16 protein-coding genes and 1 tRNA gene are annotated in these 18,966 nt (G+C 63.2%); 8 read left to right on the top strand and 9 right to left on the bottom strand.

Features of this window, described 5'->3' with window-relative positions; translation table 11 throughout:
- The first annotated feature begins 26 nt into the window (after positions 1 to 26).
- From LZ518_RS07620 to LZ518_RS07595, 6 genes are read left to right on the top strand one after another with little or no spacing between them, the layout of a single operon-like run.
- Positions 27 to 1,358, top strand: a complete 1,332-nt coding sequence (locus tag LZ518_RS07620) for an aspartate aminotransferase family protein (RefSeq protein WP_249915405.1) — start codon at positions 27 to 29, stop codon at positions 1,356 to 1,358.
- Positions 1,355 to 3,436 (top strand): oxidoreductase, encoded by a 2,082-nt coding sequence (locus tag LZ518_RS07615; protein ID WP_249915404.1) that lies wholly within the window; start codon positions 1,355 to 1,357, stop codon positions 3,434 to 3,436. Before LZ518_RS07620 ends, LZ518_RS07615 begins: the two co-directional genes overlap by 4 nt.
- Positions 3,433 to 4,620, top strand: coding sequence for a DmpA family aminopeptidase (locus tag LZ518_RS07610; protein ID WP_249915403.1), 1,188 nt, complete (start codon positions 3,433 to 3,435; stop codon positions 4,618 to 4,620). Before LZ518_RS07615 ends, LZ518_RS07610 begins: the two co-directional genes overlap by 4 nt.
- Positions 4,617 to 6,191, top strand: coding sequence for an aldehyde dehydrogenase family protein (locus LZ518_RS07605; RefSeq protein WP_249915402.1), 1,575 nt, complete (start codon positions 4,617 to 4,619; stop codon positions 6,189 to 6,191). Before LZ518_RS07610 ends, LZ518_RS07605 begins: the two co-directional genes overlap by 4 nt.
- Positions 6,188 to 6,889 (top strand): CoA transferase subunit A, encoded by a 702-nt coding sequence (locus LZ518_RS07600; protein ID WP_249915401.1) that lies wholly within the window; start codon positions 6,188 to 6,190, stop codon positions 6,887 to 6,889. The genes LZ518_RS07605 and LZ518_RS07600 overlap by 4 nt, the downstream gene beginning before the upstream one ends.
- Positions 6,886 to 9,429 (top strand): CehA/McbA family metallohydrolase, encoded by a 2,544-nt coding sequence (locus LZ518_RS07595; protein WP_249915400.1) that lies wholly within the window; start codon positions 6,886 to 6,888, stop codon positions 9,427 to 9,429. The genes LZ518_RS07600 and LZ518_RS07595 overlap by 4 nt, the downstream gene beginning before the upstream one ends.
- Before the next feature lie 104 nt (positions 9,430 to 9,533).
- Here the strand turns inward: LZ518_RS07595 and LZ518_RS07590 are convergent, their stop codons facing one another.
- Together LZ518_RS07590 and LZ518_RS07585 are read right to left on the bottom strand one after the other, a co-directional pair.
- On the bottom strand, positions 9,534 to 9,992 hold the full coding sequence (locus tag LZ518_RS07590; protein ID WP_249915399.1) for a pyridoxamine 5'-phosphate oxidase family protein: 459 nt from the start codon (positions 9,990 to 9,992) through the stop codon (positions 9,534 to 9,536).
- 69 nt (positions 9,993 to 10,061) lie between these two features.
- Positions 10,062 to 11,312 carry a SulP family inorganic anion transporter gene (locus tag LZ518_RS07585; protein WP_249915398.1) on the bottom strand — a complete coding sequence of 417 codons (1,251 nt, stop codon included), beginning with the start codon at positions 11,310 to 11,312 and terminating at the stop codon, positions 10,062 to 10,064.
- A gap of 116 nt (positions 11,313 to 11,428) precedes the next feature.
- On the opposite strand from LZ518_RS07585, the gene LZ518_RS07580 reads away from it, so the two are divergent.
- A complete protein-coding gene (locus LZ518_RS07580) occupies positions 11,429 to 11,935 on the top strand; it encodes a potassium channel family protein (protein ID WP_249915397.1) in 507 nt (168 codons plus the stop codon).
- 70 nt (positions 11,936 to 12,005) lie between these two features.
- Here LZ518_RS07580 and LZ518_RS07575 read toward each other — a convergent pair whose 3' ends face one another.
- The 5 genes from LZ518_RS07575 to wecB all read right to left on the bottom strand — a co-directional run bounded on the left by LZ518_RS07575 (position 12,006) and on the right by wecB (position 15,117).
- Entirely contained in the window at positions 12,006 to 12,476 is a 471-nt protein-coding gene (locus LZ518_RS07575) for a c-type cytochrome (protein WP_249915396.1), read from the bottom strand.
- Positions 12,477 to 12,559: 83 nt separating this feature from the next.
- Positions 12,560 to 12,931, bottom strand: a complete 372-nt coding sequence (locus LZ518_RS07570; protein WP_249915395.1) for a DUF2147 domain-containing protein — start codon at positions 12,929 to 12,931, stop codon at positions 12,560 to 12,562.
- Between the two features lie 47 nt (positions 12,932 to 12,978).
- Positions 12,979 to 13,653: an NAD(P)H-dependent oxidoreductase gene (locus LZ518_RS07565; protein WP_249915394.1), complete on the bottom strand. Its 675-nt coding sequence runs from the start codon at positions 13,651 to 13,653 to the stop codon at positions 12,979 to 12,981.
- 169 nt (positions 13,654 to 13,822) lie between these two features.
- A tRNA-Glu gene (locus LZ518_RS07560) sits at positions 13,823 to 13,898 on the bottom strand.
- A 52-nt stretch (positions 13,899 to 13,950) separates the two neighbouring features.
- Positions 13,951 to 15,117, bottom strand: coding sequence for a non-hydrolyzing UDP-N-acetylglucosamine 2-epimerase (gene wecB / locus LZ518_RS07555; RefSeq protein ID WP_249915393.1), 1,167 nt, complete (start codon positions 15,115 to 15,117; stop codon positions 13,951 to 13,953).
- 94 nt (positions 15,118 to 15,211) lie between these two features.
- On the opposite strand from wecB, the gene LZ518_RS07550 reads away from it, so the two are divergent.
- Positions 15,212 to 16,099 (top strand): phosphodiesterase, encoded by an 888-nt coding sequence (locus LZ518_RS07550; RefSeq protein WP_249915392.1) that lies wholly within the window; start codon positions 15,212 to 15,214, stop codon positions 16,097 to 16,099.
- A gap of 3 nt (positions 16,100 to 16,102) precedes the next feature.
- On the opposite strand, the gene LZ518_RS07545 is transcribed toward LZ518_RS07550, so the two are convergent.
- Positions 16,103 to 16,384 carry an NADH dehydrogenase ubiquinone Fe-S protein 4 gene (locus tag LZ518_RS07545; RefSeq protein ID WP_249915391.1) on the bottom strand — a complete coding sequence of 94 codons (282 nt, stop codon included), beginning with the start codon at positions 16,382 to 16,384 and terminating at the stop codon, positions 16,103 to 16,105.
- A gap of 31 nt (positions 16,385 to 16,415) precedes the next feature.
- The gene (gene hrpB, locus LZ518_RS07540) at positions 16,416 to 18,884 is read right to left on the bottom strand and encodes an ATP-dependent helicase HrpB (protein WP_249915390.1); all 2,469 of its coding nucleotides are present in this window, start codon (positions 18,882 to 18,884) and stop codon (positions 16,416 to 16,418) included.
- Positions 18,885 to 18,966 lie beyond the last annotated feature (82 nt).

The raw sequence follows: 18,966 nt of genomic DNA, 5'->3' as shown, positions 1-18,966 counted from the left end.
GACGCCGGGGACCATGTTCCGATACGATGGAGGCCGAGCACGTCTTTCACCGATCAACCGAGGCGCGGCCGCCGCTGGCCGTCCGCGGTGAAGGCATCTACGTGATCGACGATCGCGGTGGGCGCTATGTCGACGCTTGCGGGGGCGCCGCGGTTTCATGCCTCGGCCATGGCCATCCCGCAGTGGTCGCGGCAATGGCTGAGCAGGCTCGCCGCCTGGAATATGTTCATACCGGATTCTTCACCACGGAAGCCGCGGAGGAGCTGGCGGCCGACATAGCCGGCCAATGTCCCGGAACGCTCGACCGCGTCTGGTTCACCGGAAGCGGTTCCGAAGCGATCGAAGCCGCGCTGAAGCTCGCGCGCCAATATTATCTTGAGCGCGGCGACAGCGGACGGAGCAAGGTAATTGCACGCCGCCTCAGCTATCATGGCAATACGCTCGGCGCGCTGGCAGCCGGCGGCAGCGCCTGGCGGCGCAAGCCCTACGAACCGCTGTTGATCGACGTTTCGCTGGTCGATCCCTGCTTCGAATATCGGTTTGCCGAGCCGGGCGAGAGTGCGGAAGCCTATGGCGAGCGGGCGGCAAACAGGCTTGAGCAGGAAATCCTGGAAATTGGCCCGGACAGGGTGATGGCCTTTGTCGCCGAGACGGTGGTTGGCGCGACTGCCGGGGCGGTTCCGCCCGTGCCGGACTATCTCAGGCGCATCCGCGAGATCTGCGACCGCCACGGTATGCTCCTCATCCTTGACGAGGTCATGTGCGGCTCGGGGCGCACTGGCACTTTCCTGTCTTGCGAACAGGATGGCGTCGTTCCCGACATCGTCACCTTGGGGAAGGGGTTAGGGGCCGGCTACGAGCCGATAGCAGCGGCAGTCTGCAGCAGCGAAGTGTATGACGCGGTCGCAACTGGATCGGGCGCACTCAAGCACGGCCAAACCTATAATGCTCATGTCATAGGCTGCGCGGCCGCGCTCGCGGTGCAAAGGGTTATTCGCGAAGAGCGGCTGCTGCCGCGGGTAAGGCAATCGGGAGAGCGGCTCATGGATTTGCTCGGCCAGAGCTTCGGCCAGCATAGCAATGTCGGCGACATTCGTGGGCGGGGCCTGCTCATTGCGCTGGAACTGGTTGCCGATCGCGCGACCAAGGCGCCGTTCGATGCCGCGCTCGCCATTCACCAGCGCGCGAAAGCCGAGGCATTCGCACGCGGTCTGCTGATCTATCCAAGTGGCGGCACGGTCGACGGCCGGTCAGGCGACCACATCCTGCTGGCGCCGCCCTACAATGTCAGCGACGGCGAACTCGACATGATCGTTGACTTGCTGGGGCAGACGATTGACGCGGTGCTGCCGTCATGAACCGCGACCCGCGATACGATATTCTCTTCGAGCCGGTGCGGATCGGACCGGTGACTGCGCGCAACCGCTTCTACCAGGTGCCGCACTGCACCGGCATCGGCTGGACCCAGCCAGAAACCCTTGCGCGGCTGCGCGGGATCAAGGCCGAAGGCGGCTGGGCGGTCGTTGCCACGGAGGAGACGGAGATACACCCGACCGCCGATTGCGAGCCGTTCCACGAAGGCCGCCTGTGGGACGATCGCGATATTCCGGCAATGGCGCTGATGGCCGACGCGGTGCACGAACATGGCGCGCTGGCCGCGATCGAGATCATGCATCACGGTGCGTCGGTCGCGAACTGGGGAACCCGGCTTGCACCGATCGGGCCGTCGCACCGGCCGATCATCTACGGCTATCCGGTGCAGGCGCGCGCCGTCGACAAGCAGGACATTCGCGACCTCAGGCGCTGGCACCGGGAAGCCGCGCTCCGCGCCAAGCGAGCCGGGTTCGACATCGTCTATGTCTACGCCACCCACGACCTGTCGATCGCCCAGCAATTTCTGGAGCGGCGGAAGAATGACCGGACCGACGAATATGGCGGCAGCCTCGAAAACCGGGCTCGGTTGCTTCGCGAACTGATCGAGGACACCAAGGACGCCGTTGGCGATCGCTGCGCCGTGGCCGTACGGTTTTGCGCGGACGAATTGATGGGCGATGCCGGGCTGACCCACGACGGGGAGGCGCGAGACGTGGTCGAAATGCTCGCCGAGCTGCCGGATCTCTGGGACATCAACATTTCCAACTGGCCCAATGACAGCCAGACATCACGGTTCGCGAAGGAGGGATTCCAGGAGGAATATACCCGCTGGGTGAAGCAGGTGACGAGCAAGCCGGTGGTCGGGGTTGGCCGCTTCACTTCGCCCGATACGATGGTGTCGCAGATCCGGCGGGGCATTCTCGATTTCATCGGCGCGGCGCGGCCGTCGATCGCCGACCCGTTCCTGCCCAAGAAGATCGAGGAAGGGCGGATCGACGAAATTCGCGAATGCATCGGCTGCAACATGTGCGTGTCGAGCGACTATACGCAGACCAACCTCAGGTGCACGCAGAACCCGACCATGGGCGAGGAATGGCGCCGCGGCTGGCATCCCGAAATCATAGCGCCCAAGAAATCGGACGGATCGGTGTTGGTCGTCGGCGCAGGACCGGCAGGGTTGGAAGCGGCGCTGTCGGCCGCGCGGCGCGGCTTTGAGGTTCATCTGGCGGAGGCTGGCAACGAACTCGGCGGACGCGTCATTCGGGAAAGCCGGCTCCCTGGCCTCGCCGAATGGGTCCGGGTGCGCGACTGGCGGGTCACCCAGCTGGAGCGGATGGCGAATGTCTCCGTCTATCGCGACAGCAAGCTCGAGGCCGAGCATGTGCTCGAATTTGGTGCGCGGCACGTCGCAGTGGCGACAGGCTCGACCTGGCGAAAGGATGGCGTCGGCCGCGATAGCGGATTCCCGGTGCCGGGCTTTGACGCTGACAACATCTACACACCTGACGATGTCATGTCGGGACGCGACCCTGACGCCGGCCCGGTGATCATCTGGGATGACGATCATTATTACATGGGGGGCGTCCTGGCGGAGCTGTGCCGCCATGCCGGGCATGAGGTCACCATCGTGACGCCGGCGGCGATGGTGTCCGCCTGGACCGTCAACACGCTTGAATCGCTGCCGATCGCCAAGCGGATCGCGCGGATGGGAATAACGGTGCTGCCCTACACCAGTGTGCGGAGCTTCGGCGGCGGCAAGGCGCTGCTGGCCAACGGATTGACCGGGGCGGAGACAGAAGTTGCCGCGGGAGCGCTGGTGACCGTCACGGCGCGCCTGCCGTCCGACGGCCTCTATCTCGACCTGCAACAGGTGCAGAATCGTTGGGGCGATGCGGGTATCGCGACAGTCACTCGCATCGGCGACTGCTGGGCGCCGAGCACGATCCAGCAGGCGGTTTACACCGGCCATAAATGGGCGCGCGAGCTGGATGAAGCCCCCGAAGAACTGCTGCCGCGCGAATTGCCGATGATTGAATCCGGCCGCGTGAAGGTGCCGAGTTGAGGGCGCTCGCGCTGCTGCTGCTCCTTGCGTCGGCGCAGGTCGACGCAAGGGCGCGGGACCTTGGCGTGCCGTTTGAAGGAAAGCCCGGACCGCTTAACGCAATCACCGACATTGCCGGTGTCGAGGTAGGGCAGGTGACGCTGATCAAGGGCGAAGGACCGCTGACCGTCGGCAAGGGTCCAATACGGTCTGGAGTCACGGTCATCTTCCCGCGAGGCCGCAACAATCTAAAACCGGTCTATGGGGGTTACTTCAACCTCAACGGCAATGGGGAGATGACGGGCCTCGCCTACTTGCAGGATTTCGGCGTGATCAGCGGACCGATTGGCATCACGAGCACCAACGCGGTCGGTCACGTTTATGCTGGCATTCAGGAATGGGCCGTCCGGCATACCGGGGAGGTGGTTTACCCAGTCGTCGCTGAGACGTGGGATGGGTGGCAAAGCGACATCGACGGTTTTCATGTCCGTCCCGAAACAGCGGCAATCGCGCTGGACGCCGCAAAGAGCGGGCCGGTTGATGAAGGAGTGGTCGGCGGCGGGACCGGAATGCATTGCTTCAGCTTCAAGGGGGGCATCGGTACTTCGTCCCGGGCGATCTCAGCGGGCGGGAAGCCATATACGGTTGGCGTACTGGTCCAATGCAACACCGGGGACCGCAAGGTATTGCGAATAGCCGGCGTGCCGGTCGGGCAGGAATTCACGAACAGCTGGCTACCTTGTTACGACCCTAAACAATCAAGACCGGATCAGCTCCCCAAATGCGGCAAGGGGGGCAAGGCGCTACCGGACCAAGGCTCGATCATCATCGTCGTCGGCACTGATGCGCCACTGATGCCTCTGCAACTGCAGCGTGTCGCCAAGCGCGCAGCTCTCGGCCTCGCCCGGCTGGGTTCCTATTCGGGAACGAGCTCGGGTGACATCATCCTCGCTTTCTCGACAAAGCCCGAAGCGGTCAACGCTCCCGATCAGAAGTTGCCCTCGCCGATTACGCCATTGGCCGATACCGAGGTGAATGCGGTATTCGAAGCGACGGTGCAGGCGACGGAGGAAGCCATCGTCAATGCGCTTAGCGCGGCCCACACATCGACGGGCGCAGACGGATACACAATGTTCGGCCTTCCGCACGACGAGCTGCGGTCGATCCTGAAGCGCTACAACCGCCTGGAAGGCGCAGCAAAATGAACGAGCTTCCGCGCGTTACCTATTCGAACACCGGCGAGGATTTTTCGGGCGTTCATGCGCATCTTGATGCGATTATCCCGGACGTCGAAGCGCGGTTGCTGGGCAAGCTGCGGCTGGCACATATCGGCGGCCGCGACCGCGGCGAGGGACCGTCGGTCGAAGCGCGAAGCCCGATCGACCGCGACATTCTGCTCGGTGAATTCCCAATCGCCGGGGCGGCCCTGGTCGACGAGGCGGTAGCGGCAGCCCGCGCCGCCTATCCGTCTTGGCGCCGGCTTGGCTGGCAGCGCCGAGTGGCGATCCTCCGCGCCGGTGCGGACCTAATAGACCGTAACAAATGGGACATTTCCGTCGCCTGTCTGATCGAGGTCGGCAAGTCGCGCCTCGAAGCAGTGGGCGAGGTGGAAGAGGCCATCGACCTTATTCGCCATTATTGCGACGAGATGGAGCGTGCCGGCGGGTTCCACGAGGATCGGCCGGGCGCTTCATCCGCCGAACGCTGCGCGGTGGAGCTACGGCCCTATGGCGTGTTCGGAGTCATCGCTCCGTTCAATTTTCCGGTCGCGCTCTCGCTCGGAATGATGTCCGCTGCGCTAATCGCCGGCAACACCGTCCTGTTCAAGCCAAGCGATGCCGCGGGACTGACCGGGCGGCTGGTCGTCGAGGCGCTTATATCCGGCGGGCTTCCCGACGGCGTCCTGAATCTGGTGTACGGCCGCCGCGACACGGGCGAGGCAATGGTGGGCCACCCAGGGATCGACGGCTTTGCCTTCACCGGCTCCAATGCCGTCGGAATGACCATCATGCGCGCGGCAGCTTCGTCGCCGGCGATGCGCCCGGTGCTTGCTGAAATGGGTGGCAAGAACCCCGCCTTCATCACGCCCAGCGCCAACCTGGCTGTCGCGGCGAGCGGAGTGGCCCGGTCGGCATTCGGTTTGTCGGGACAGAAATGCAGCGCACTGTCGAAAGTCTATGTGGAGCGCGGGACGACTGGCGCATTCCTCGATGCGCTGGTCGAAGTCACGGACAAGCTGGCGGTGGGTGACCCGCGGCGCGCGGAAATATTCATGGGCCCGGTGATCAACGAAAAGTCGATGGAACGCTTCACTATCGCATGCACGGAGGCTGCGTCGGCGGGCAGCATACTGATCGGCGGGACAAGGCTTGGAGGCGGTCAGTTCGATCGCGGTCCCTACGCCGCGCCGACAGTCGTTACCGGCCTGCCGAGGGACCATCGCATCAATCGCGACGAATTGTTCCTGCCGTTCCTGAGCGTGCTTGAATATGACCATCTTGATGAGGCGCTGGCCGACGCCAATGGCAGCGCCTTCGGCCTGACCGCCGGCATCTATACGCGGGACAAGGCGGAGCTCGATCACTTCATCGACACGATCGAGGCCGGCGTGCTTTACGCCAACCGCGCCAGCGGTGCGACGACCGGTGCCTGGCCAGGCTTCCAGACCTTTTGCGGCTGGAAGGGATCGGGAACGTCCGGCAAGGGCGGGCTGGGGAGCTGGTATGTCCCCCAGTTCATGCGCGAGCAGAGTCACACCTTGTTCGGGACGCTGTGAACAAGATCTACGACTCACCGCGCGCGGCGCTGGACGGGCTGCTGCGCGATGGCATGACAATCATGTCCGGCGGCTTTGGCCTGGTCGGAAATCCCGAAAGCCTCATTCCCGAGATCAAGGCATCGGGCGTCAGGGATCTCACGGTCATTTCCAACAATGCCGGCGCCGATGGATTTGGCCTCTGGCACCTGCTGGAGAGCCGCCAGATCCGCAAGATGATCTCCTCCTACATCGGCGAGAACAAGTTGTTCGAACAGCAATATCTGTCCGGCGAGCTTGAGCTGGAACTCAATCCTCAAGGGACATTGGCCGAGCGAATCCGGGCCGGCGGAGCGGGCATCCCCGCCTTTTTCACGCCAAGCGGTGTCGGCACGCTCGTTGCCGATGGCAAGCCGCAAGAGGAGTTTGAGGGAAAGGCTTATGTCCGCGAAACCTGGCTCCGCGCGGATCTTGCGATCATCAAGGCCTGGCGTGCGGATGCGACAGGGAATCTGCAGTTCCGCAAGACCGCGCGCAATTTCAATCCGGTGATGGCGACGGCTGCTACCGTGACGGTCGTCGAAGCGGAGGAACTGGTGGAAACCGGCGCGATCGATCCCGACTGCGTCCATACTCCGGGCATATACGTCCATCGGATCGTCCAGAGCACGATCAACGAAAAGCGCATCGAGTTTCGTACGGTGCGGGAGCGGCCATGACCTCTGTCGCCCGTGTAGCGATGCTGACGTCGCTGTTGCTACTTGCCGCGCCGGCCGGCGCCGGCCGCGAAGCAGTGCTCAAGCAAGTCGACTTGCCGCACAGCTATTACTGGCGCGAGCTATATATCCCGCAACTGACGACCGGTCCGTCGGGCCTAAGCTTCACGCCAGACGGATCAGAACTCATTTACAGCATGGGCGGATCTCTGTGGCTGCAGAAAATAGGGTCAGACGAGGCAATCGAACTGACCCACCCGCGCGCCGCATATGATTATCAGCCGGATGTTGCGCCGGACGGCGGAAGCGTCCTGTTCAGCCGCTACGATGGCAATGGGATTGAGCTTTGGCGGCTCGACCTGGCGACCGGCCGGGAGCAGGTGCTGACCGTTGGAAACGCCGTCAATGTCGAGCCGCGGCTATCACCTGATGGCAAGCAGGTTGCGTGGGTTTCCACGGCAGGAACCGGCCATTTCAACCTGTTCGTCGCCGACATAGGGGCGGATGGATTGCACAATCCGCAACCGTTGCTGGGCGAGCGCAAGAGCGCGATCGCCCGATACTATTATTCGGCCTTCGACCATGCGCTAAATCCGTCATGGACGCCTGACGGCAAGCGCATCCTCTATGTGTCCAACAATGAAGCCGCCTGGGGCACGGGCGACATCTGGTCGATGGCCGTCGGCAACCCGGCCGACCGCCGCAAAGTCCTGAGCGAAGAGACCAGCTGGGACGCTCGTCCCGAAATGTCCCCCGATGGCAAGCAACTGCTGTTTGCCAGCTATCACGGCCGGCAATGGCGGCAACTATGGCTGACAACGCCGGACGGCGCGGCACCGCTGCCGCTGACATTCGGTGAATTCGACCGGGCGAGCGCGCGGTGGTCGCCGGATGGCCGCCGCATCGGCTACATCAGCAACGAACGAGGCAACACAAGCCTTTTCGTGCAGGACTATGTCGGCGGCGCGACCACGCCGATCGTCGCCGGCAAGCGACGATACAAGGTTTCGACTTCGCGGCTGACCCTCGACATCCGCGACGAACGGGGCAGCTCTGTTCCGGCGCGCGTGGCCGTAATTGGAAGCGACGGGAGAGCGGCGGCGCCAGCTTCGACGTGGATGCATGCCGACGATGGGTTCGACCGCGCGCGGCAGGCTGCGGAGACCCACTACTTCCATTGTCCGTCGCGCTGCACGATCGATGTTCCGGCGGGTGACACCGCGATCTGGGTGCAGCGTGGATTCCGATACGATCCGTGGCGGCAAAAGGTGAAGCTTACGGAGGGGACGGATCGCACCGTACCCGTGACGCTTAGTTCTAACGACCTCCCGGCCTCTTTTGGAAATTGGCGGAGCGCCGACCTGCACGTCCATATGAACTATGGCGGCCACTACCGGAACACGCCGGAAAACCTGGCTCGACAGGCGAGGGCCGAAGACCTCGACGTGATTTACAACCTCATCGTCAACAAGGAGGAGCGGGTACCGGACATCGGCTACTTCCGACCCGATCCGGACCCGGCCAGCGGGGCAGGCGTGCTGATCATGCATGCCCAGGAATTTCACACCAGCTATTGGGGCCACCTTGGTCTGCTCCATCTGTCCGATCATGTGCTGACGCCGGACTTTTCCGCTTATCGGCACACCGCGCTGGCCAGTCCATTTCCGCACAACGGCACTATCGCCGACCTGGCCCATGATCAGGGAGCGCTGGTTGGCTATGTGCACCCGTTCGACTGGGACATCGATCCGGCAACGGAGAAGTCGCTCACCAACATGCTTCCCGCCGACGCCGCCAATGGCAAGGTCGACTATATCGAAATCGTCGGCTTCTCCGACCACAAGGCCACCGCCAATGTCTGGTATCGCCTCCTGAACCTCGGTTTTCGGCTTCCGGCCGGTGCAGGCACCGATGCCATGGCCAATTACGCGTCGCTTCGCGGTCCGGTCGGCATGAACCGGGTTTTCCTGGAAACGGGAGGTGAGACGACGCCGGCGGCGTTGCGCGCCGCCCTCAAGGCGGGAAGGACATTCGCCAGCAACGGCCCCCTCCTCGGGCTGGAGTTGGGCGGCAAGCGGCCGGGCGATACGATCTCCCGCCCGGCGCCTGGGAAGATCGGCTACCGGATCGCACTTCGATCGCCCGTTTCGGTCGACCATCTGGAGCTGGTTCACAACGGCAAGGTGGTGAAGGCTTTTGCCCTCAAGGGCGATCGCCGCAGCCTTGACGCGACCGGCGAACTGGCGGTGGATGCCGGAGGGTGGCTACTACTTCGCGCCTGGAACGATGGTGCCGATCCGCTGGTCCTCGACATCTACCCCTACGCCACAACCAGCCCGATCTATCTTGAGTTGCCGAGTGGTCCGCCTGCCGCGCCCCGGGATGCCGCCTATTTCGCCGCCTGGATGGACCGCGTCCTGGCCGATGCCGCAAGTCGCAATGATTATCGATCGGAAAGCGAACGAGAGTCGACCCTGGCTTATCTGCGAAAGGCGAGAGACCATTATCTGAGCCTCGCCAACGAAGGTCCGGCGGGCCGCTAGCAAGCGCAAACAGGGTGCAACAGCTAGTCGGCGACCCCACCCCTAAAGCGCAAGCGTTAGGCTGATTCAGGTGCGAATAAAGCCGAACCTGAAGCCTCAACGGCTCATTCGCCATTCCCCACGGTCAGCGATTGGGTGTGCCCAATGCCCTGGCTGTAATCCAGCACCGATACATATCGGCACTCCGCACGCATCAAGGCTGTTTCAGTCTCGTCGGGAGGGCCGAAATCGGCCAGGTTGGGATGCCGCTGCATCAGCAACGTCCACGCGAGCTCGCGCTCGCTTTTATCGGTCACCTCGGATGCATGCGCGCCGGCATATACTGCCCTAATGTCGCTGAGGTGGTTAGGATCTCCGCCGACGGCGATAGAGGTGCGGTCATCGCGCCTAAGGTTCGCAAACTTCTGGCTTGAACGGTAAATCAGGAAGTAGACCGTCCAACCGTCGTTGGCGTATCCGACAATCGTCGTTTGCGGCCATCCGTCGGGTCTCACCGTGGAAATTGCCATCGTGCGATGGGAATTCAGGATTTCTATCGCAGGTTGAAGCACAAAAGCCTCCACTGTTTAATCGCCACAAGGCGAGCGCGATTGATATTTCCATAGAGCAAGGCGGCACACAAATCTGCCATCCTATCGCTCCGGAGGATTCCACTCGGCCGGTTCGACACCCCGTCGGATGAGCCGTTGAGCCAGTCCGACCGCGGTTCCGACGGCGATTGCGACAGTCAGGTCGGTGACCACGGTCAGCGTCATGGTCAGGAACAGCAGGACCTGGTCGGCAGAGCGGGCCCGGATGCGCTCTTTCCAGCGATGCGGTTCGCTCATTGACCAGGCTGTAACGATGAGCAGCGCGGCAAGCGCGGGCATGGCCAGATAAGCAGCCAGCGGTGCAACGGCGACAACGAACACCAGGATGGCAAGCGCGTGGATTATGCCCGCGACTGGCGTACGGCCGCCGGCCCGGACATTTGCGGCGGTGCGTGCGATTGCGCCCGTAGCGGGCAGGCCACCGAACAGCGGCGAGGCGATGTTGGCCACGCCCTGGGCCAGCAGCTCGGCATTGGAGCGATGGGCGCCGCCGACCATCCTGTCGGCAACGATTGCTGAAAGAAGTGATTCGACCCCCGCCAGGAATGCAATGACCAGCGCCGACGGGAGCAGCTCGTTCATTCGGGCAAGACTGATCGGGGGCAACGACGGGTAGGGGAGGCCGTTTGGCAATCCGCCGAAGCGGGATTGAATCGTCTCCACCGAAAGGCCGAACATCACGACCGCGGCAGAAGCCAGCGCTATTACGACGATCGAGCCGGCTCTCCTTCGCAGGACCGCAATCGCGGCGATCGACGCAAGGCCGACGGCGGCCGCGGCAAAGCTTGCTGAATGCCGGGCATTCCACAACTGCGGCACGGCATCGACGAAATCGGCCGGCAGCTTCGCGATCGACAGCCCGAACAAATCCTTGAGCTGGCTGACCGCAATGATCAGGGCAATGCCGACCGTGAATCCCTCAATGACCGCTTCGGGGATTAGCGCGATGAGGTTGCCCGCTCGGGCCACCGCCGCGATCACCAGGATGACGCCAGCCATTAGCGTCGCAAGCAAAAGTCCGTCGAAGCCGAATTGTTCGATCACTCCGTAGACAACGACAATGAAGGCTCCGGTTGGTCCGCCGATCTGGACGCGGCTTCCTCCCAACGCCGAAATTAGGAATCCGCCGATGATCGCCGTAACCAGCCCTGCTGCGGGTTCTGCGCCGGAGGCGATCGCAATGGCGATGCTCAACGGGAGAGCGACCATCGCCACCGTAATACCGGCGAATGCGTCAGCCACGAATAGCTTCGCCGTGTAATCCTGGAGTGTCGTCAGCAGCTTTGGCTTCATGCGCATGCGCTACGTGGCGCACCGGAGAAGCGCAAATGTGAAGCCTACATCGGTGCAACGCAGGGCTTGCGGGACCATTAAGTGGAAGATGGTCTTTCGTGTCTTAGGGTAGCAATATGGCAGCCGGAGGCACGGCAATGCTGAACCAGTTGGCACTAGCAAGCGTGATGGTGGTCATCACTGTGATGGTCCATCTCATCGGTCTCAATATGGTGATGCGCCTCTTGCGCTCCCACAGCCGCTTTATCCGCAAGCTGCGCATCACGCCGCTGACTCTACTGCTCAGCGCGTCGCTGGGAATCTTCGCCATCCATACGCTGGAGATATGGCTCTATGCGGCGCTGTTCCTTGGACTGGGCGCGTTCAATAATTTCGAAACGGCGCTCTATTTTTCCACCTCCACTTATGCCGCGATAGGGTACGGAGACGTGCTGATGCCCTATGGATGGAGGGTCCTCGGCGCTATCGAGGGCGCCACCGGCATCATCATGTTCGGCTGGTCCACCGCCTTCCTCGTCTCGCTCCTCGCGAAGCTAAACCTGCTGCGGCATGATTGGCTTGCTCCCGATGAGGTCCGGCCGAGTGACGACAGGCCGGAAAAGACGGCACCCAGCCACGAATGAATTCTGGGAATTCAGGCGGCAAACGTCCGCACTGCATGGAAATCGGACATCGCCACTCTCATCTGCAAGCCTATGGAGAGGCGTGCGGCATTCCTGCTCGAAGGTAGGCGGTCACGGACCAAATGTCCCGCTTTGACAGACTTTGCTTGAACGCCGGCATCTCCGAATTGAAGGATTTCCCTCCTTCAGCAATGCTCCAGTAGATGTAACGATCGGCGGTGTTCCGAGGGGTTCTTGCCAACCATTCCAGATCGGCGGGAGCAGGCACAAGAAATTCTCCCGCTGGACCGGTTCCCTGTCCGGTCCAGCCGTGACACGACGCGCAATGTTGATCGAACACGGCCGCACCACGCCGCAACTTCGCGGGCGTATCGGGAATGGTGTCGCGAACCACGTTATATGGGGCGGGAACCCCATGCATGATGACCCTCTGATGCCGGGCCATATTTGCCATCCAGCGGGGCTGGTCCATGTCGGATTGAGCGGCAGCGACGGCGAACGGCAAGACGACGATGGCGCTTGCACTCAAGTAGCGGAACATAAGCAAACCTCCATGCAATTGCTGGTCGCATCACGGCAGTGTGGTCCCAGTTGTTGAGATCGCGTCGAACTGGCTGGGTGCGCTCACTCGCCTACCACCCGCTGCCAGAGCTGTGACTTGCAGATTATTCGGCCCGCCAGGCATCCCCTGACCTTGAGTTGGTCGAGCCCCGAAAGCCGGAGCTCGACGTTCGACCTTTTGTTGAGATCCGGGACAAATAGCTGAGCTCTCCAGCGACCCTCGCCTCGCGGTACAATATCGCCAAGCAGCTCGGCGCCGATCAAGGGATCGGTGCCGCCGTTGCGGGCGTCGGCTGTGGCCTTGTCGGAAGCCCACTGCACCCGTCCGCAAAGGGACTCATCACATGGCGTGATGGAAATGATCACGCTTCCGCTAGGATTGCGCCAACGCCCTTCAAGCCCCGTTTCCTTGAGTTCAGCCGATTGTGTGATCATCGCTGCGAGTAGGAGGTAATGGGGCGGCACCTAGCTATCCCGGGTCGCTAAAGATTTGCGTGATGCCGTGCGGCAGCTGCTTGGGCGCAAATAAGCCGGGCCTTCTCCCCGACGTCGTACAGATGTTGCTCGGCCAGCGCCTTGCCCATGTCAGTCACTACCGAATCCGCATGGAAATAATATCTATTCGAGAAACCGAAGATCGATGCCAGATATTGGCCGAAGGACTGCTGAAGCGAGGTCATGACACCCTGCTCGTCGAGCCATTGGCCGGTGCTGGCGGACGAAGTAAACAGGGCCAGCGACTTTCCGGAGCATGACCCGATCGTCCGCTCGCGTTTGAGATCGGAAAGCTGGAAAGCCGCGCTGAAGACGCGATCGATATAGCCCTTTATGATCGCGGGTGGCGTGCCGAACCAGAGTGGATACACGAAGGTTATGACGTCCGACCGCTCGACCAGGTTGAGCTCATGCCGCACATCGGGTCCGCAGACGCCAGGGCGCGTTTGCGGCCGCTCGATATCCTTGAGCAGCGGATCGAAGCCCATCGCATAAAGGTCTCGGATTTCCACCGCTTGATAGTTGGATTGGGCGACCTCGACATAACGAGCCGCAACGGCATGATTGAAGCTGCGGGGATCCGGATGGCCGAGGATCAGTAGATGTTGGACCGTCGCCCGTTCCTGCCGTTGAGGATCTTGGGTCTGATCTCCGGCTTCCACCGATTCGTCCTTCCGTCGCGGGCCGTGACAATAGCATATGCCTGAGCCAGGACGTCGTTTGTTTCGGGGCTGGGCGAAAACGGATGAAACCGGCCGGGACGTGTTGGTGAGGAAAAACTGCGATTTGGGAGGGTTTTGCGACCCCTTTAACTCGCCTGGGACTGAGTGATGGTGACCCCTACGGGACTCGAACCCGTGTTTTCGCCGTGAGAGGGCGACGTCCTAGACCGCTAGACGAAGGGGCCATGGCCATGGCGGCAAGGGCGCGCATATGCTGACCTTTGCCCGGCTAGTCAATCATGCGGTCAGGCTATCCGCTGGCTCGATCCGATCTTCCAGGAACGTCAAGCAATGGCGGGCGATGCGGGGGGCGGCCCGGCCGTCCCCGAACGGCAGGCAGGGCCTTGCCATGGCGCGCAGTGCGGCCCGGTCGCGGCGCAGGCGCATAACAGCCTCGACGATCCGCTCCGGATCGGTTCCGACCAGTTCCATCGACCCGCTTGTCAGTCCTTCCGGTCGCTCGGTCTTGTCCCTGAGGACGAGCAGCGGCACGCCAAGCGCAGGCGCCTCCTCCTGGATGCCGCCGGAATCGCTCAGCACCAGGTCGGCCCGGCGCATCGCGTCGATCATCGCGAAATGCGACAGTGGAGCGATCAGCTTCACATTCGGCGCGTCGCCAAGCAGTGCGGTCATTCGCTCGGTGACCTTCGGATTGGGTGGCAGCAGCATCTCACAATGAATGTTGTGCTCGGCGAGAACCCTGATCGCCTTCGCCAGCCGGTCGAGCCCGCTTCCCCAGTTCTCGCGGCGATGGCAGGTAACCAGCAGCTTGAAATGGCTGCGCGGCCACCATCGCCGTTGCGGCTTCAGCGGCAACGGCCCGACTAGCTCGGCCAGCACATCGATGCCGCTGTTGCCCGTGATCGTTACCTCTCCGGCGACCTTGTCACGGCGGAGATTGGCGGCATTGCCCGATGTCGGCGCGAACAGCAGGTCCGCCAGCCGGTCAATCGCAACCCGGTTTTCCTCTTCCGGCCACGGCAGGTTGGGATCGTGGCTGCGTAAGCCCGCCTCGACATGGGCGAGGGGCACTCCGGTTTCCCGTGCTGCCAGGGCCCCACCGAGCGCGCTTGATGTATCCCCCTGGACGATCAGCAGGTCGGGCGGGTCGAGCGGCAACAACCTCTTGAGCGCGCCCCGGACCAGCTCGGAATGAAGCATTGGGTCGGGCTGTCCAGGACAGTCGAGCAGCGTCGCGGTGAAGCCTTCCAGCCTATGGTCGCTGAGCTCAAGCCCGGGATGCTGCCCGGTCACGAACAGGTGCGGAGGCTCGCCCAGCGCCGCGAGGGCATGGGCAACCGGGCTCAGTTTGATGGCTTCCGGGCGCGTTCCGACGACAAACGCAATACGATACTGGCGCAGCTTTCCCCCTGGCTTCGGCGCATCAATTGTCGCCCAAGCCAATGAAGCTGGCAAGACCGTTAGTAACCTGCGTCAGGAAAAGGCTGGACAAGGGCTCGGCCCCTTGCTCCAAGCTCTAGGACTTGGGGGGTTCGGATTGCCAAAAAGACCTTCGATCGACGGAATCCTGGTTGCGCAGGTGACCGACCTGCACATCGGCTTCGACCGCGACAACCCGCACGAAATGAATGTTCGCCGATTGAACCAGGCGATCGACCAGCTAAACGCGATGCGTCCCAAGCCGTCATTGCTGTTGGTGACTGGCGACCTGGTCGAGCGGGGCGACGAGGACTTGGACGCTTATCGCCATATGGTCGCACTGGTCGCCCGCTGGGAAGGGCCGGTGCTATGGGCAATCGGCAATCATGATGGCCGCGATGGCTTTCGCGCGGTGTTGCCGAACGTCCCGACCGACGAAAATGGTTTCATTCAATATGAGCTGGACCATGGCGGGGTGCGCTGGATCGTGCTCGACACGCTCGATCCTGGCCGCCACGGCGGCATGATCTGCGAGGATCGGGCGGCTTGGCTGAAGAAGCGCCTTCGGCAGCGCAAGGACGTTCCAACCATCATCATACTCCACCATCCGCCCGTAGACACGGGCATCGATTGGATGAGCGCGCTGCCCTGCGAAGCCTGGGTCCAGCGGCTGGAAGAGATTGTGAAGCCGGCCAAGCAAGTGGTCGGAATGATCGCCGGTCACGTCCATCGGCCGATCGCCACCAGCTTCGCTGGAAAACCGCTGACGGTCTGCGCCTCGACCGCGCCATGGGTAGCGCTGGACCTGGACGATATCGACCCGAAGGACCCCGACGGGCGGCCTCTGATCCTAGCCGACGCGCCCGCTTTCGCACTTCACTATTGGAATGGACAACAACTCCTGACCCACTTCGACGTCGCCGGTCCGCACCAGGTGCTGGCCAGTTACGACACTACCGCGATGCCGATGATCCGCGATTTCCTGGCGGAACGCGGGACCGGCTGAGTTTTAGCGAAAATTGTCGGCGTAAGCCTGTAGCTTCAGGCTTGTCGGGGCGGCCGGCACGACATGGACCGTGAAACCCTTGCGGGTCGCATAAGCCATCGCTTCCTCCTTGGTGGAGAACCGAAGCCGGATCTGGGTGTTGGTGTCGCCCGATCCATTCCAGCCGGTCAGTGGATCAGGTCGCTGCGCCTGCTGCCTCTCATATTCCAGCGTCCAGCTTCCGGCCTGAGCCTTCCCCGATTGGGTGGTCTTGCGTTGTTCCTGGACGATGCGGGCGACGGTCATGGGCGCGAATTGGCGCAGCTTGAGCGTAGAATCAAGAGCCTGCCCGCTTGGTCCGGAGAGTCGGCGAAGCGTTCGCCGGATCTTCGGGCCACGGATGCTTGGGGTATCGGCCGCGCATTTCCTTGGCCACGTCGCGCCAGCTCCCGGCCCAGAAGGCGGGCAGATCCTTGGTCGTCTGGATCGGGCGGTGCGCGGGAGAGGTAATCGCGAGAGTCAGCGGCACCCGGCCGCCGGCTACCGTCGGATGGCTTTTGAGGCCGTAGAGCGCCTGCGCCCGGACCTCGGCTGCCGGCCCGCCGGTCGCGGAATAATCGATCGGATGAGACGATCCGGCAGGCGTATCGAAATGTGCCGGGGCCAGCCGGTCGACCGACCGCCCGCCTTCATAACCGAGCAGGCCCTGGAGCGCGCTGGTGAGGGAGGAGGAACCAATTGCATCGAGGCGCCGCTGTCCGTGAAGCAGTGGCGCCAGCCACTCGTCGAGCCGCTCCAGCAGTGCCTTGTCCGATAGGTCGGGAACCTTCTCGTCGTGCAGGGCAGCGAAGACCGCGCGCTGGCGGAGCGCAATTGCGAATTCGCTCCACGGAAGGATGGCAAGACCATGCCGCCGGACCGCGTCAGCCAGGCCGGCCTCGATCGCCGCCTGGTCGGGTCGGGGGTCGGGAGCCGATGACAGCTTTATCGATCCCAGCCTGCGTCCCTTCGTCGCGCTGATCGCAGCGGTGGCCGGGTCAAAACGAACCTGCGTGTAGGTTGTTATCTCATCGGCGAAAAGCGCCTCCACCTCGCCTGTCTCGATGGCTGCCGCGGACAGGATCCGCGCGCCCGATGCGGCACCGGCAACTTCGGCTACGGTCAGCCATTCGCTGCGGGCCAATGGCGATGCCGGATCGAGCCGAAAGCCGCGCCCGCCTACCGACTGCCACTGTTCGCCCGATTGATCGCGGCGACGCGACAGGCGGTCCGGGAAAGCCAAGGCGATCGACCGGGCGATATCGTGCGGGTGGACGCTTCCACCTCCACCGGCCTTCGCCCATCGCTTCGCCATGTTCTTTGCCGCCTGCGCCCGGGGCGATCGGTCGCTGAGCCAGCGGCGGTGGCGCGCTTCCAGGTCAGGGTCGTTGCCTCCCAGCCCGCGTTCGGTCAGCAGGACGGCCGCTTCCGCAGCTGCGTGAGCGAAGCCGCGCTCGCCGGCCTCGATCAGCATATGTGCCAAGCGTGGCTCGAGCGGGATCGCGGCGATTGCCCTGCCGTGCGCGGTAATATGGCCGTCCGCGTCGATCGCATTGAGGCGTTCGAGACGCAGCCGCGCCTCCGATATTGCCGGGGCCGGCGGCGGATCGAGGAAGGGCAGCCGAAGTGGATCATTCTCGCCCCACAACAGGCAGGTCAGGAGCAAGCTGGAAAGATCCGCTTCCAAAATCTCTGGGGGGTCATGGGCCGGCAATGACGCATTCGCGGCTTCCTCCCATAGGCGAACCGCTACGCCTGGCGCCTGTCGTGCGGCACGGCCGGCCCGCTGGGTGACGGCGGCACGACTGGCGCGCTCCGTAACCAGCCGCGTGAGGCCCGCACCGCGATCGTAGCGCGGCCGGCGCGCAAGCCCGCTGTCGACCACGATCCGGACATCATCGAGAGTGAGGCTGGTTTCGGCGATGGCGCTGGCCAGCACCAGCTTGCGCGTCCCGGGCTTAGGCGGTGCAAGCGCTGCACGCTGCTGCGCCGGTTCGACAGCGCCATGCAATCGATGGAGGACGACATTGGCCGGCAGGCTCCCGAGCGCTTCGGCGGTCCGTTTGATTTCGGCAACTCCAGGCAGGAAGGCGAGCAGCGACCCGTCATGGTCGGACAGGGCGGCGCGGATTGCCGAGGCCATTTGCGGCTCGATCCTTTGTGCAGGGTCACGCCCTTCGTGAATTAGGGTTAGCGGAAAGCTTCTTCCTTCGCTTTCGATGATCGGCGGATCGCCCAGCAATCGGGCGAAGCGCTCGCCGTCCAGCGTTGCCGACATTGCCGCGATCCGCAGATCGGGCCGCAAGCTCTCGGCCGAGTCGAGCGTCAACGCCAGCGCCAGGTCGCTGTCCAGCCCACGCTCATGGACTTCGTCGAACAGCACGGCGCTGACTCCGGCAAGCTCGGGATCGCCCTGAATTCTGGCCAAGTAGACGCCGTGGGTCATGGCGATAACCCTCGTCGCCTTCCCAGCCTTGCTGTCCAGGCGAGTGGCGTAACCGATCGTCGCACCCGCTTCCTCGCCGCGCTCGCGCGCGATAAATTCAGCCGCGCTTCGCGCGGCCAGCCGGCGCGGGACCAGCAACAATACCTGCCCCGTGCACCACCGCTGATCGAGCAGCGCCGGCGCTACGCGCGTCGTCTTGCCGGCACCCGGCGGAGCGACCAGAAGCGCTCTCGTTCCCTCGTCGAATGTCCGGAGCAGGTCGGCCAGGACATCATCGATGGGCAGGTGACTGAATTGGGTCGCGCCGCGGCCGGAAGACATGCTCGTCCTATGTCAGATGATCGGAACGTAGGACAGCGGAACGGCTGGCCGGCAGTCCCATTAAGTACGGATAAGTGACAAA

The organism is Sphingomonas brevis (assembly GCF_023516505.1).
In the GTDB taxonomy this organism is placed as follows: Bacteria; Pseudomonadota; Alphaproteobacteria; order Sphingomonadales; family Sphingomonadaceae; genus Sphingomicrobium; species Sphingomicrobium breve.
This window is presented reverse-complemented; position numbering and strand designations above follow the sequence as displayed.

Excerpts from the sequence above, each read along its gene's own strand:
- LZ518_RS07620 (WP_249915405.1), top strand. The coding sequence starts at position 27 with ATGGAGGCCGAGCACGTCTTTCACCGATCAACCGAGGCGCGGCCGCCG.
- LZ518_RS07615 (WP_249915404.1), top strand. The coding sequence starts at position 1,355 with ATGAACCGCGACCCGCGATACGATATTCTCTTCGAGCCGGTGCGGATC.
- LZ518_RS07605 (WP_249915402.1), top strand. The coding sequence starts at position 4,617 with ATGAACGAGCTTCCGCGCGTTACCTATTCGAACACCGGCGAGGATTTT.
- LZ518_RS07595 (WP_249915400.1), top strand. The coding sequence starts at position 6,886 with ATGACCTCTGTCGCCCGTGTAGCGATGCTGACGTCGCTGTTGCTACTT.
- LZ518_RS07585 (WP_249915398.1), bottom strand. The coding sequence starts at position 11,312 with ATGAAGCCAAAGCTGCTGACGACACTCCAGGATTACACGGCGAAGCTA.
- LZ518_RS07580 (WP_249915397.1), top strand. The coding sequence starts at position 11,429 with ATGGCAGCCGGAGGCACGGCAATGCTGAACCAGTTGGCACTAGCAAGC.
- LZ518_RS07575 (WP_249915396.1), bottom strand. The coding sequence starts at position 12,476 with ATGTTCCGCTACTTGAGTGCAAGCGCCATCGTCGTCTTGCCGTTCGCC.
- LZ518_RS07570 (WP_249915395.1), bottom strand. The coding sequence starts at position 12,931 with ATGATCACACAATCGGCTGAACTCAAGGAAACGGGGCTTGAAGGGCGT.
- LZ518_RS07545 (WP_249915391.1), bottom strand. The coding sequence starts at position 16,384 with ATGACCGTCGCCCGCATCGTCCAGGAACAACGCAAGACCACCCAATCG.
- hrpB (WP_249915390.1), bottom strand. The coding sequence starts at position 18,884 with ATGTCTTCCGGCCGCGGCGCGACCCAATTCAGTCACCTGCCCATCGAT.